11 protein-coding genes and 1 pseudogene are annotated in these 15,047 nt (G+C 33.5%); 6 read left to right on the top strand and 6 right to left on the bottom strand.

What is annotated here, in order from left to right:
• Positions 1-105: 105 nt before the first annotated feature.
• From porN to topA, 6 genes are all read right to left on the bottom strand, one after another.
• Positions 106-1,083, bottom strand: coding sequence for a type IX secretion system ring subunit PorN/GldN (porN, locus tag OZP08_RS07280; protein WP_281323341.1), 978 nt, complete (start codon positions 1,081-1,083; stop codon positions 106-108).
• A 47-nt stretch (positions 1,084-1,130) separates the two neighbouring features.
• Positions 1,131-2,690: a type IX secretion system motor protein PorM/GldM gene (gene porM, locus OZP08_RS07275; RefSeq protein ID WP_281323340.1), complete on the bottom strand. Its 1,560-nt coding sequence runs from the start codon at positions 2,688-2,690 to the stop codon at positions 1,131-1,133.
• Positions 2,691-2,742: 52 nt separating this feature from the next.
• Positions 2,743-3,375 carry a type IX secretion system motor protein PorL/GldL gene (gene porL, locus OZP08_RS07270; RefSeq protein ID WP_268848964.1) on the bottom strand — a complete coding sequence of 211 codons (633 nt, stop codon included), beginning with the start codon at positions 3,373-3,375 and terminating at the stop codon, positions 2,743-2,745.
• A 57-nt stretch (positions 3,376-3,432) separates the two neighbouring features.
• On the bottom strand, positions 3,433-4,842 hold the full coding sequence (porK, locus tag OZP08_RS07265) for a T9SS ring complex lipoprotein PorK/GldK (protein ID WP_281323339.1): 1,410 nt from the start codon (positions 4,840-4,842) through the stop codon (positions 3,433-3,435).
• Positions 4,843-5,101: 259 nt separating this feature from the next.
• On the bottom strand, positions 5,102-6,259 hold the full coding sequence (locus OZP08_RS07260; RefSeq protein WP_281323338.1) for a formimidoylglutamase: 1,158 nt from the start codon (positions 6,257-6,259) through the stop codon (positions 5,102-5,104).
• Between the two features lie 3 nt (positions 6,260-6,262).
• On the bottom strand, positions 6,263-8,782 hold the full coding sequence (topA, locus tag OZP08_RS07255) for a type I DNA topoisomerase (protein WP_281323337.1): 2,520 nt from the start codon (positions 8,780-8,782) through the stop codon (positions 6,263-6,265).
• Positions 8,783-8,991: 209 nt separating this feature from the next.
• Here topA and OZP08_RS07250 point away from each other — a divergent pair, with 209 nt between their 5' ends.
• From OZP08_RS07250 to OZP08_RS07225, 6 genes and pseudogenes are all read left to right on the top strand, one after another.
• Positions 8,992-10,575, top strand: a complete 1,584-nt coding sequence (locus OZP08_RS07250) for a glycerol-3-phosphate dehydrogenase/oxidase (RefSeq protein ID WP_281323336.1) — start codon at positions 8,992-8,994, stop codon at positions 10,573-10,575.
• Positions 10,576-10,905: 330 nt separating this feature from the next.
• On the top strand, positions 10,906-12,351 hold the full coding sequence (gene miaB, locus OZP08_RS07245; protein ID WP_268848962.1) for a tRNA (N6-isopentenyl adenosine(37)-C2)-methylthiotransferase MiaB: 1,446 nt from the start codon (positions 10,906-10,908) through the stop codon (positions 12,349-12,351).
• An 89-nt stretch (positions 12,352-12,440) separates the two neighbouring features.
• A pseudogene (locus OZP08_RS07240) lies at positions 12,441-12,812 on the top strand (GxxExxY protein).
• Positions 12,813-12,840: 28 nt separating this feature from the next.
• Positions 12,841-13,017, top strand: coding sequence for a hypothetical protein (locus OZP08_RS07235; protein WP_281323335.1), 177 nt, complete (start codon positions 12,841-12,843; stop codon positions 13,015-13,017).
• 106 nt (positions 13,018-13,123) lie between these two features.
• Positions 13,124-14,386 (top strand): sigma-54 interaction domain-containing protein, encoded by a 1,263-nt coding sequence (locus OZP08_RS07230; RefSeq protein WP_281323334.1) that lies wholly within the window; start codon positions 13,124-13,126, stop codon positions 14,384-14,386.
• Positions 14,387-14,471: 85 nt separating this feature from the next.
• Complete coding sequence (locus OZP08_RS07225; RefSeq protein WP_268848961.1) at positions 14,472-14,975, top strand: LptE family protein; 504 nt, start codon at positions 14,472-14,474, stop codon at positions 14,973-14,975.
• The last annotated feature ends 72 nt before the right edge of the window (positions 14,976-15,047 follow it).

The following is a 15,047-nucleotide window of genomic DNA, read 5'->3' as shown; positions in this document are numbered from 1 at the left end:
AAATTAGAGCATAAGAAAAACATCATTACAAAATTGAAAACTATCAATTAAACAAAAAAACTCTTACTATAAAGTAAGAGTTTTTTATAACTATCTTGTTAGGAATTAATAATTCCACATATCGTGTTCGAAATCACGAATTTTAGTTTTTATTCTATCTGATTCGATCAACTGGTTCAATGCATTTTCATTAATATACTCAGTAATCAAACGGTCACCATATACATTTTCTTCTTTATATATAGTACCACCAAATTGTCTTGAATCCAAAATTCTATCAAATGAAACTGGCATTGCAGAATTCTTTTCATTGAAAGCATAATGCTCATGCAAATAATCACGAATAGAAGGATAAAAAATCCAAAACAAATCAATATAATCAGGATTTTCAGAACCTACTTCTCTTGCTTCTGGAGCAACAGGACAAATTCCTAATAAACGATATTTCAATTCAGATTGACGTTTATCAAAATACCAATACCCTTTTAATCTATAACCTGTGATGTCTTGAGCAGTAAGTTCTCTTTTATCAATAAATTGAGGATCTAATACTTTAGCAGGACCTGCAGGCACAACAACTTGTACTTTTTTTCCTTTTACGGTTTTATAAGTAGTTCTTTGTTTTGGGAAATAAGCATCATGATTAGCATTTACTTCTTCTCTACCAGCATTTGTGGTATCGATATAAGTAAACGAGCTACTCATGTCTTTTAAGGTTTTTTTGGTATTAAAATAATCATCAGCGTATACTTCAGTTATCTTATTACTTTTAATTCCTTTAATTAAAACATCAAACAAAGACCTTCTATCTTTACCAATATTTGTAGAATCAACAGGGAAGTAAAGCGGAAAATTGAATCTTTCGCTTAAGTCTACTATCTCCCAAGTAGTCTTACCCATTAATACATCTCTATCATCGACATAACCATAAGCCAAAGGCTTATCATTATCAAGCGATACTTGAGACTTAGTTTTTACTCCAATTTGGTCAGGCGTTTTAGCGTTAAGCAAATTAGATTGTGCAAATGAAGAAAAACTTCCCGCAACAATTGCAACAGCAATAACTAAATTTTTAGCTTTCATCTATTTTGTTTTAAGTTATTTAAGTAGGTTAAAAATTAACTTAAATATTATTGAATTTCGTAAATTACCGGAGCAGTTCTAGAAAGCATAATATCTGAACCTACTAATTTAGTTTTAATATCAGAAATTGTAACTTGATCTCCTCTTGTAGCTCTTGCTAATGCAGTAGCACATTGAGCATTAACTCTATCTCCAGAAACGATTACAGCAGCTTGACCAGCAACTTTTAATGTAAAACCAACTACGTTTAATTGTACGTTAAAATCGAAATCAGGTAATTTAGCTGAAACTTGAGAAACTTGTAAACGAGATTTTGCTCCTTTAACAATTCCCATTTCTCCACCAATTGCACCAACTGGAGGTGGAATACCTTTAATTCTGAAAGATTTTCTATCAGAAACTTTAGATCCATCAGGTAATGTACCTGTAACATTAATTACAACTTCAGAACCTTGTCCAGGATTCATATTGTAAGTCCCCGGTTTTCCAGCAGAGCTCAAACCTGGAGCTGAAGCAGAAACTTTATCAGAAGAAATACCTGCAAACGTAATAGTCATAGGATTTACAACACCTCTATATACAACATTCATTTTATCTGCAGAAATAGTAGCAGAATTCGGCTTAGGAACAACTACATAATTCCCTTTAACAGGAATAGCAACTGGTTTACCATCTTCCATGAACGTAAAGTTACCTGTAATATCATGCTCTCCTACGTTACCAGCACCGAAACTAAAATCAACTTGACCATCGTGTAAAGCTGTACCTAAATTAACGTTTCCTCCATTTACAACAACTTTTGTAGGTACTGTAGATTTATCAAAACGTCCCAATACAATTTTACCTTTTACCGCTTCACCAGCAAAGAAAGCTGATTTTTCAGGTATAACGATAGCTGTATAGTTTTTCATAGAAGCTGCTGCTACGGCAGTATTTCCTGTCAACGCATTAAAAACATTAGTTTCTGTAGCTTTAATATCATTTTGAACAGCAGTCAATTTAGCAATTGAAGCGATCAAAGGGAAATGTTTAAAGTGGTAATCCAAATAGATTTTTGAAATTCCTTCTTTATCAACTACATTTTTAGTATCTAATTTTGCATTAATTTCAGCAACAATAGCACTATATTTAGGATCTTTACCTAAAGCTGCAGTCATACCTGTTTTATATGCTTCAATTGAAGCCATAACATCTTTACCTTTTGCTGACAATCCATCTCCTGAAAACCAGCTTTCGTCAAGTTTTCCAGAAGCATCCATTGTTTCATATGGTAATTTACCGTCTTTTCCTTTTTCAATATCTTTTGTAAGATCATTTTTCAAAGAAGTAATTTTATCGTAAAAAGTTTTTGTTAATACAGAAACTTTTACTGCGATGTCTCTTGGAGCGGCATATTGCTCTGGTTTATCTTGAGCCTTTGATTGCAAATCCGCTAAAATTGCCTCATTGGAATCTAACACCAATGAATTTACTTTCTCAAATTTTTCATTCATCAAACCAAATGCAGATAACACTTCTTTTGACATATTTAATGCTAACATTGCGATAAAAACCAAATACATTAGGTTTATCATCTTCTGCCTAGGGGTTAATTTTCCTCCTGCCATTTTATTTTAATTAGTTTTGTTATTAAATAATATATTATAGTTAAAAAACTAATTATCCTTTATTACTCATTGCAGAAAGCATACCTCCGTAAACATTGTTTAATGAAGCAATGTTTGCAGTCATAGATTGCATTTGTTCTTTTAATTTACCAGCGTTTTCAGCAATTTCTCTATTTGCTTCTGCATTTCTTGAAGCACTTTCTAATTGTACTTTGTATAAGCTATTCAAAGATTCCATTTGAGCTGCTGCCATAGAAAGCTCTTCACTGTATTTTTTAGTAGCAGAAATTGAATCTACAACTGGAGAGATATTTCTAGAAGCATCTTCAAAGTTTCTAATACTGTTTCCTAAACTTGACATTAATGCACCATCAATTTTTGCTTCTTTAAGCATTGCATCTAATTTTGATGAAAGCATACCTTCAGTTTCATCTTTCTCAACAGCTTTATTAGTAGTTGATTTTTCTCCTCCAGCTAATTCAGGATAAACTAATGACCAATCCAACTCATTATCAACCGGTTCGAATGCAGAAAGAGCAAAGATAAATGCCTCAGTACAAAGACCAACAATTAATAATTGGCTCGCTCCTGGATAATGTTGAATTTTAAAAAGTGCTCCAATAATTACTACTGCCGCTCCCATTCCATAGGTAAAATTCATTGCTTTTTTGCTTAATATTGCCATCTTTCTTTCTTTTTTAATTAATTAATTTATTACTTATTCTTGTGTTTATTCTTGTTTTTATTTTCTTTTTTTATTTCCTGTGGTTTGAGTTCCCATATAATCTTGAACAGTTCTAAAACCGATATAACTTCTAGCTGAATCTGCATATTCGAAAGCTCTTGTACTTACTTGTAAGAAGTAAGCAACATCTTTCCAAGAACCTCCACGTACAACTTTACGTTTATTTGAATTATCAATAATTGCAGGGTTCATTGTTGAAACAAACTCATATGAATTAGCATCATAAGCAGAATCAGTCCATTCAGAAACGTTACCAGCCATGTTATATAGATTATAACCATTCACATCGTAAGATTTAGCTTCTACAGTATATAAAGCTTGATCTGCAGCATAATCTCCTCTATTAGGTTTGAAATTTGCTAAGAAACATCCTCTATCACTTTTTGTATAAGGTCCACCCCAAGGAAAAGTAGCAGACTCTAAACCACCTCTTGCAGCGTATTCCCATTCTGCTTCGGTTGGTAATCTAAAAGCATTTACATTATCAATATGTTTCTTTTTTGATTTTATGTAACTGTTTTTATTCAATGTTCTCCATTCACAGAATGCTTTAGCCTGACTCCAAGTAACACCCACTACTGGATAATCACCGTATGCTTTATGCCAGAAATAATCATTATGCATTGGCTCATTATAAGAGTAAGCAAAATCTTTAATCCAAACTGTTGTATCAGGATAAACCTTTACTTCTTCAGTTCTAATAAAATCTTGTCTTTTTCCAACTTTAGCTTTAGCAGCTGCTTGAATATCCATCCAAGTGTAACGGAATTTAAGTTTATTCACGTCTATAGTTCTTAATCCATTGTAAGATGCTTCTAAAGGCAAATACATTGAATCCATAACCTCTGTGTAATATTCATCAGGATACTTCTTAGTGTCATTGATCAATTTTACTTTTCTATTTAATCTTTTATAAGCATTAGGATCTTTATCAGTCCCAATACTATAATAGTTGTCATACATATATTTATCATATGCAGACATCTTTTCAGGATCTGAGTTGTTAAAAGCGTAATCTCCAATACTACCAGCATTCTTTCCTTTTCCTTTAGAATCTCCTGCCGAAGTATTTTGACCGCTTTCTTCTGCTAAAATAGCTAGACGAAAACGAATTGTAGAATCTTTTACCCATTCTACAAATTGACGGTACTCACTATTGGTAATCTCTGTCTCATCCATATAGAAAGACCTAACAGTAACTGTTTTGGTAGGGGCATCTTCTACATTAGCAAGATCGTCATCCGATTTACCCATTATAAATGCACCTCCAGGTACTAATGTCATACCATAAGGTTTCTCAGGATGCCATTTAGCTCCTTTTACACCAACCAACTCTCCTTTGTCGCTTGATCTGCCACAGCTAGTCAACACTGCTAAAATTGCCGTAAACGCAATGAACTTCTTCATAAAAATTTGGGTTATCTATTCATTATTATTCAGACTGTAAACCTATTTATTTTTCATCTAATAAACAATACTTTTCTAGTCATTATTTGCAGGACCAAAAGTAATTTTAAAAAACTTAAAAAAAAAATATTTAATCGCTAATGTGATAAAAAAGAACGATAAAAAACACATTTATCGTTATTTTGTAAGCTTTTCTGAAATATTCTAAGAATTTATTGTAAAATACACAAATTCATCAAAATTTCAGCATTGAGAAGGACTAAACAATATTCTTTCTTTGCGCTTTCCACCATCTTTCCGGCATCTCTTGATTACAAGCTGCCAAATACTCTTCGTACGAACAGGGTAACAACGTGTTTTTTTTCAATTTATTGCTACCATTTGAAATAAAAGGTATCTCAATCCACCATCTATCCGTTTTATTGCTTTTATAAAAAACAAGATCTTCTTCCTCTAACTCTAAAGGAACATTATACTTTAAATAATTCTCTCTACTTCCAAAAGGATATTCATTTGATCTATAATGATACCCTTCGATAAAATACCAAAATATCTGTGCTATAATAACTGATTCTTGCTTTGAATTATTGTGATTAAACACCCCAAACAAAGATACTTTATCACTTATTCCTGCATATCTTGACAATGCACATATTTCCTTACCATTAAAACCGTTTGGGTTAAAGGACACAAAGTTCCCCGAATCTGAAGATTTTACTGAATTCAAATCTATACTTACCATGTCAGCGTCCCTAAAAACAGGCTCTGAAATAGAAATATTATTAGACACCTCTCCTAATCTGTAGGCATCAAAAAACAGTTTTTCTATTAAATCTATTTCTTCTTGCGAATTATAATAGGTTTGATACCCAACATTACAATAATTAAAAAGATTATTAGGTTCGTTGATAATAATTTTTGTCAAATAAGAATCTGATGTTATTGCTTCATTTTCTTTTCCGAAATCAAACTTACTATCTATGGCTACTAAATTCACCATTTGCTCTAAGTCATCATAGGCTCTGTAAAGAGCATAAGTCAAATCTTGAGAACCTCCTATTACCAAGGGTATAACTCTCTTTTTTATTAAACCCGAAACTATTTTCTTTATTGCAAAATAGGTATCTTCAATTGAGCTCCCAGGCAAAATATCTCCTAAATCAGCAATAGTCGCATTCCAATTACCAGGAAACATTCCGTATAATTCCTTACGAACCTCATTTAAATCAACGTCCGAAATTGCATTTCTATCTCCTCGGTTTTCAAGAACTCCAATTATTGCAATATCAACTTTATTTAAATCCGGAACCTGCTCATCTGTATGCAAAACTATTTTGCTCCCCAAATGTTGTGAAGACAGCCCTGCTATATAGCTTAAAATTTCCTTATCAATTGGTGCTAAAAAATCAAACTCCATTCTTTATTTCTTTTTAGCAACTGCTTTTTTAACAGCCGGTTTTTTTGCAGTTGTTGCTTTTTTCGCTGGTGTTTTCTTAGCTGGAGTTTTTTTAGCGATCATTTCTTGAACTTCTGCCAATGTCAATTTTGTAGCATCAACATCTTTGCTCAATTCAATTTTAATCTTTCCTTTTGTAATTACTGAACGACCCCAACGTGCTTTTTCAACCAAAATACCTTCTTCTTCCCAGTTATGAAGAACTTTATCGATATTCTTTTGTAATTTATCTTCAATCAATGCTTCTACATCCGATTGCGACAAATTATCAAAATCATATTTCTTACTTACATTTATAAAGATACCGTTCCATTTTATAAAAGGCCCAAAACGACCTGTCCCTTTCTGAACTCCTTCTCCTTTATATACAGTAATTGGCGCATCTGCAATTGCTTTGTCATCTATTAATTTCTGAGCACGTTCCATCGTTACATCCAATGGATCTTCGCCTCTTGGTAAAGAAATAAAAACTGCTCCGTGACGTACATATGGCCCGTATCGTCCATTACTTACCTCAACTTCTTCATTTTTATACATTCCTAAATTTTTAGGAAGCAAAAATAATTTTAAAGTTTCCTCCAAAGTAATGTTACCAATATTTTGTTCCGACATTAAACTGGCGAATTTTTTATCTTCGTCATCAGCCGCACCAATCTGAGCCATTGGGCCAAATTTTCCTAAACGAACAGATACCGGTTTTCCAGAAACTGGATCTATACCCAAAATTCTTTCTCCACTTTCTCTATCTGCATTAGCCTCTACGTCTTTCACCGTTGGATGAAATTTACCGTAAAACTCTTGCATCATTTTGGTCCATTCTATATTTCCTTCGGCAATTTCATCGAAATCATGTTCAACTTTTGCCGTAAAATTATAATCAAGTATGTTTCCGAAATTCTTAACCAAGAAATCTGTAACAATTGTCCCTATATCTGTAGGAACTAATTTCCCTTTATCTGAACCTGTATTTTCTTTAAGTAACTTCTCTCCTACTTCACCCGATTGTAAAGTAAGCTGCGTATAGTTTCTTTCTACACCTTCCAGATTTCCTTTCTCTACATAATTTCTATTGATAATAGTAGAAATCGTTGGAGCATATGTAGACGGACGGCCAATTCCTAATTCCTCTAGTTTTTTCACCAAAGAAGCTTCTGTATATCTTGCAGCCGCACGAGAATATCTTTCTGTTGCAGTTATATAATTATTTTGTAATTTTTCATTGACTTTCATTGAAGGCAACATTCCTTCTTGCTCTTCATCGTCATCATCATGACCTTCCAAATATACTTTCAAGAAACCTTCAAAAAGTAAAACCTCACCTGAAGCAGTAAAAATTTCACTGTGATTATTAGCTTCAATTTTGACATTGGTGCGTTCTAATTTAGCATCACTCATCTGAGAAGCTAAAGTTCTTTTCCAAATCAAATCATACAAACGTGCTTGATCTCTGTCTATATCTACTGTATGACGAGACATATCCGTAGGACGAATAGCCTCGTGAGCTTCCTGTGCTCCTTTACTTTTATTTACAAAAGTTCTAGGATTAGAAAATTCCTTACCATATGATTTAATAATTTCTGCTTGAGCTGCATCCATGGCGTCTTTAGACAAATTCACACTATCCGTTCTCATATAAGTTATAAGTCCAGCTTCGTACAAACGTTGTGCTAATTGCATGGTGATTCCAACTGGCAAATACAATTTTCTAGCTGCTTCTTGTTGCAAGGTAGAAGTAGTAAAAGGTGCCGTTGGTGATTTTTTGGTAGGTTTTGTTTCTAAATCCGCTACCTTATATATAGAACCGATATTTTGTTTTAAGAAATCTTCGGCTTCTTTTTTTGTATTGAAATTTTTAGGAAGCTTTGCTTTGAAAGTTTTTCCTGCTTCGTTCACAAACTCTGCAACTACAGAATAAGTCGCAACTGCATTAAAATTTTGAATTTCGCGCTCACGCTCAACAATCAAACGAACCGAAACAGATTGTACCCTTCCAGCTGACAATCCTCCTTTAATTTTTCTCCAAAGAACAGGAGATAATTCATATCCCACCAATCTATCAAGTACTCTACGTGCTTGTTGGGCATTAACTAAATTATAATCAATTTCTCGTGGATTATCAATTGCTTTTAGAATAGCATTCTTGGTAATTTCATGAAAAACAATTCGTTTTGTTTTCTTTTGATCTAGTTTCAACTCTTCGGCAAGATGCCAAGAAATAGCTTCTCCCTCGCGATCCTCATCACTTGCTAACCAAACCGTTTCGGCATTTTTAGCTAGAGTTTTTAACTTGGATACTAATGCTTTTTTATCTGATGAAACTTCGTATTTGGGTGTAAATCCATTCTCTACATCTACACCAATTTCTTTAGAAGGCAAGTCGGCAATATGCCCATAACTTGATTCTACCTGATACTCATTCCCTAGAAATTTTTCGATTGTTTTTGCCTTTGCAGGGGACTCAACTATCACTAAATTCTTTGCCATGTTGCTCTTGTTTGAATCGCAAAAGTAATTTTTTTTTTCAAATATTAACCTTTACTCCATTTTAAAAGCAATATAAATCGTCAAACAAAGCATTTTTAATAATCAAACAGCAGTGAAGCCTATCAAATTATTAACTTCAGAATCATATCCTACTATTTAATTAATTAATTTTACTAATACAAATCTGACCTAATTACTAAAAACACATAATGAATCGAATCGAACAGTTAGAAAAACTGAAACAATCACAAATTTGGGACATTATTATTATTGGTGGTGGTGCCAACGGACTGGGCACTGCCCTAGATGCCGCTAGCAGAGGTTACAAAACCTTACTTTTAGAAGCTGTCGATTTTGCAAAAGGCACCTCAAGCCGGAGTACCAAACTAGCTCATGGAGGCGTGCGTTATTTAGAACAAGGTAATCTCTCTTTGGTTATTGAAGCCTTAAAAGAAAGAGGCTTAATGGAGAAAAATGCCGGACATTTGGTTAAAAACGAATCATTCATCATTCCAAATTACAATTGGTGGGGTGGCTATTTTTATACTATTGGACTAAAACTCTACGATTTATTGGCCGGCAGATTAAGCTTAGGTAGTTCTAACTATTTATCTAAAGAAAAAACGATAGAATTACTCCCTACAATAGAACAAGAAGGGCTGCGAAGTGGTGTTATCTACCATGACGGTCAATTTGACGATTCCCGACTTGCCATAAATCTGGCTCAAACTGCAGCAGAAAAAGGGGCTTGTATACTCAACCATTTTAAGATTACCCAATTAATTAAAGACGACAAAAATAAAGTCACGGGAGTAATTGCCATTGACCAAGAATCTGAAAAAGAATATAAATTACAAAGTAAAGCGGTTATTAATGCTACGGGAGTGTTTACCAATGCTATCATGAAAATGAACGATACTGTTTATAAAAAATATATTGTTTCCAGTCAGGGAATTCATTTGGTATTTGACAAATCCTTCTTACCTGGTGACTATGCTGTAATGATTCCTAAAACAAGTGACGGGAGAGTGCTCTTTGCTGTTCCCTGGCATGAAAAAATAATTGTTGGCACCACAGATACTCCGATTATGAAACCAAGTCTTGAGCCAATAGCTCTTGAAGAAGAAATTGATTTTGTATTACAAGCAGCTCAAAAATTCTTAACCAAAGACCCAACCAGAGCCGATGTATTATCTGTTTTTGCTGGGTTGAGACCTTTGGCTGCACCCGATAAAAAAGGACAAAACACAAAAGAACTTTCCAGAAGTCACAAAATAATTGTTTCCGAAACTGGATTAATAACCATCACTGGTGGCAAATGGACTACCTATCGAAAAATTGCCGAAGACATCGTTGACAAAACAATTGCAGTACATCAGTTACCTAAAAGTAAATGCATTACAAATCATCTTTCTATTCATGGAAATAAAAAAAACAGCCCAACTGACCTAGAAAATCACTTGTATATATATGGTACAGATAGTGCCGCTATCTTACAATTACAGGAAAATGAACCTGAGTTAAAAGAAAAATTACATCCTGACTACTATTACACTTTAGCCGAAATCGTCTGGGCTATCCGCTACGAAATGGCTACAACTGTAGAAGATATTTTAGCAAGAAGGGTTCGTTTGTTGTTTTTAGATGCTCGAGCTGCAATTGAATGTTCTAATAAAGTGGCTCAATTACTAGCCAAAGAATTAGGACATGATGATACTTGGATTCAAAATCAATTGGTTGAGTTTAAAAATGTAGCCAATGGTTTTCTCTTGAAAGAGTTTCGAGTTCCATAAAAATAGTAAATACTCTAGCCCCGATTACAGTGAAAAGCCCGGAGCAAAAAAAGGTAAAAGTTTCCTGTTCTAGAAAAGCGACCAACGGAAGCTCTTTCCAGAACTCTGGAAACTTTTACCTTTTTGCGAGGACTTGTAACGAAAAGCGGGAATTAGCTCCTTTCAAAAATTTTAGAATTAAGATTTCTGATTTTAGACTCCAACCTTTGTCTTTTTTGCTTTTGCCTTTTGCTCTTTACTTTCAACTTTTCTTAATTTTTGTTAATTCTTAGGCTGACATCTTGTCATAATGCTTGCATTTACCTTATCTTTGCGGTTTGAAAATGTCCTATGGAAAAGATAATTGAAGAAAGTAAACAAGGAAATAGCCTTGTTCTAGAACATAAACCTGAGAATACTAAAAAACTCTTTATAGAAAGTTATGGCTGTGCGATGAACTTTTCGGATAGTGAAATTGTGGCTTCTATACTGTCTGGTAACGGATACAATACAACATCGGTACTTGAAGATGCTGATTTGGTTTTAGTGAACACCTGTTCGATTCGTGACAAAGCGGAACAAACCATACGCAAACGCTTGGAAAAATACAACGCTGTGAAACGCACTAATCCGAAGATGAAAGTGGGCGTTTTGGGCTGTATGGCCGAACGTTTAAAAAGTCAATTCCTAGAAGAAGAAAAAATTGTCGACCTTGTTGTTGGTCCTGATGCTTATAAAGATTTGCCTAATTTATTAAGTGAAGTTGAGGAAGGACGTGATGCGATTAACGTGATTTTGTCTAAAGAGGAAACGTATGGTGATATTTCGCCAGTTCGATTGATGAGCAACGGGATTACTGCATTGGTTTCTATCACGAGAGGTTGCGACAACATGTGTACTTTTTGCGTAGTCCCTTTTACCCGCGGGCGTGAACGTAGCCGTGAGCCACAAAGTATCATGAATGAAATTCAAGATTTGTGGAACAAAGGTTTTAAGGAAATCACTCTTTTGGGACAAAATGTAGATAGCTATTTATGGTATGGTGGCGGTTTGAAAAAGGATTTTGTAAATGCAAGCGAAATGCAAAAAGCAACTGCAGTAGATTTTGACCAATTACTTGAAATGGTTGCAGTTGGTTTCCCAAAAATGCGTATTCGCTTTTCGACTTCTAATCCACAGGATATGCACGAAAGTATTTTACATGTAATTGCTAAATATCCTAATATCTGCAAACATATACATTTACCTGTTCAGTCTGGAAGTGATCGTATCTTAAAAGAAATGAACCGTTTGCACACAAGAGAAGAATATATGGCTCTGATTGACAAGATTCGCTCTATTATTCCTGATGGTGCTATTTCTCAAGATATGATTTCTGGTTTCCCTACAGAAACTGAAGAAGATCATCAAGACACCTTGAGTTTGATGGAGTATGTGAAATATAATTTTGGTTATATGTACAGCTATTCTGAACGTCCAGGAACATTGGCTGGAAGAAAAATGGAGGATGATGTACCAGAAACTACCAAAGCAAGAAGACTACAGGAAATTGTTGATTTACAACAAAAACATGCTTGGTTGCGCTCTGAGGAATTCATAGGAAAAACAGTAGAAGTATTGGTAGAGAAAGTTTCAAAAAAATCGACTGAAGAATTTTCTGGAAGAAATTCACAAAGTATAACAGTGGTTTTCCCTAAAGAGAATTATAAAATAGGTGATTTTGTAAATGTAAAAATAACTTCCTGTACCTCTGGAACTCTAAAAGGTGAAGCGATTGGGTTGAGTGATATGAATTAATTTTTTTTGCCACGAATTAAAAAGATTTACACAGATTTTAACTTTGTCAAAAAAAAATAAGCCACAAATTACCCAAATTTCCACAAATTATGGAATATTACAAGCAAGAAGAGAATTATAAAATAGTAGGCATTTGCATGGAGGTTCATAGAATTTTAGGGCCGGGTTTATTGGAAATTGTTTATAAAGATGCATTAGAAATAGAGTTCAAGAACAATAATATCCCTTTTGAACGAGAAAAAGAATTTTCAATTGAATACAAAGGAAATATTCTTCCTCATAAATTTTATGCTGATTTTATTCTTTACAATTAAATAATTTTAGAAGTCAAATCTGTAAAAGAAATCAATAATGAACATATCGCTCAAACTCTAAATTATATTAGACTTGCAGATTCTCAAATTGGAATTATTGCTAATTTTCAAAACAAATCCTTAACGCATAAACGATTAATAATATAAAAAGAATTTGTGAAAATTTGTGTAATTTGTGGCAAAAGAAAAAAAGAAAAACATTTATATGTCTAAAAAAAATATACTTATCGTTTTAATTACTTTTATTATTGCTTTTGGAACAACATTCTATGTTATTAAAACATATTTCCCTAAACACAAAGTTGAAAAAACTGCTATCCAAAAAGATACGCTAACAAAGCCACAACAGTAAAGAACGGGAATCGAATAGTTATTCAAAAAAATACAAGTTTTAATGATTAGCAAAATTTACACTTTTTAAGATTCATCTAATTTGTGTAATACTAGAAAAAAACAAAATGGATACAGTTCAATCAATAAAACAGCGATTTGAGATTATTGGGAATGACCCAAAGCTTAATCGCGCCATAGAAAAAGCCATTCAGGTTGCCCCTACTGATATTTCGGTTTTGGTAGCTGGAGAAAGCGGTGTGGGAAAAGAAAATATTCCAAGAATTATACATTCGCTTTCGCACAGAAAACATGGAAAATATATTGCCGTAAACTGTGGAGCCATTCCTGAAGGAACAATAGACAGTGAACTTTTTGGTCATGAAAAAGGAGCTTTTACCGGTGCTACCAGCACTCGTGAAGGGTATTTTGAAGTGGCAAATGGGGGTACTATTTTCCTTGACGAGGTGGGAGAATTGCCTTTGACTACCCAAGTACGCTTGTTGCGTGTCTTAGAAAATGGTGAATTCATAAAAGTAGGTTCTTCTCAGGTTCAAAAAACGAATGTCCGAATCGTAGCTGCAACTAATGTCAATTTATTTAAAGCTATTGAAAAAGGAAAATTTCGTGAAGATTTGTATTACCGTTTAAGTACGGTAGACATTCACTTACCTCCTCTTCGAGAACGAAAAGACGATATTCATTTATTATTCAGAAAATTTGCGGCAGATTTTGCCAATAAATACAAAATGCCTCCTTTAAGGTTAGATGAGACTGCTATTTTGCTTTTGCAGAAATTTCGCTGGAGCGGTAACATTCGTCAATTACGAAATGTTGCCGAACAAATCTCAGTATTAGAAACTAACAGAGATATTTCTGCAGCAACTTTACAAACGTATTTACCAACTGAAGACAGTAACAATTTACCATCTGTAATTAAAGACAAAAAAAGCGACAGTGATTTTAATACCGAAAGAGAGATTTTGTATAAAGTCCTTTTTGACATGAAAAGTGATTTACACGATTTGAAAAAATTGACTTTAGAATTAATGCAAAGCGGCAATACCAATGTTCAGGAAGCCAACAAATCACTCATCAAGAAAATATACGGCTCTAAAGAAGAAGATAGTGAAATAGATTTTGAAGAAGAACCAGGAACTTCATTAATCACCACACCTGATATTGAGCAGAATTATGAAGAACAAGATAACAACAATTATCTATTGGCAGAAACCATAGAGGAGGAAGAAATCTTGCGACTCGAACAGAAAGAAATCGAAATGATCAAAAAATCATTAGAAAAGAATAAAGGAAAACGAAAAGCTGCGGCAGATGAATTAGGAATTTCGGAAAGAACTTTATATCGAAAAATTAAACAATTTGATTTATAGCAAAAAAAACAAATTCAAAATCACAAATTCGATTTTTGTACATTTGAGATTTGTATCAAATTAGAATTTGGAATTTACACATTTTATGAAAAAAGCACATTGCCTCTTATTAATAATTAGTTCATTTATCCTAAACAGTTGTTCAGTATATAACTTTACCGGAACGGGTAAAATTGATGCAAAAACATATCAGGTAAATTTCTTTCCAAATAATTCTGAGTTGATTGAACCAGGAATTGACAGAACTTTTACACTTACACTACAGGACTTGATTCAGAATCAAACTAATTTACATTTAGTAAAAAATGGGGGAGATTTAACCTATGAAGGAGAAATCACAGATTACAGAATTAGTCCAATGACTGCAACTGCAGATCAACAAGCTGCACAAAACCGTTTGAGAATTAGAGTAAACGTTAGATTTACCAACAAAAATAAAGAGGCAGATGATTTTGAGAAAAGTTTTGAGTTTTATTATGACTACCCTGCCAATCAACAATTGATAGGAGCAACTAAAGATGCTGCATTAAAAGAAATTTTTGAAAGAATTACACAAGATATTTTCAATGCCTCGCTTGCAAAATGGTAATTATTAAAGTAATTAGTCCGTCGTTTTCAGTATAGATTTATAATAACCAACATTGAAAACCAAAAACTAATA

The sequence above is a fragment of the Flavobacterium aestivum genome (assembly GCF_026870175.2).
Taxonomy (GTDB): domain Bacteria; phylum Bacteroidota; class Bacteroidia; order Flavobacteriales; family Flavobacteriaceae; genus Flavobacterium; species Flavobacterium aestivum.
Note: the sequence above shows the minus strand (reverse complement) of the source record. Positions and strands in the feature narration are given on the sequence as shown.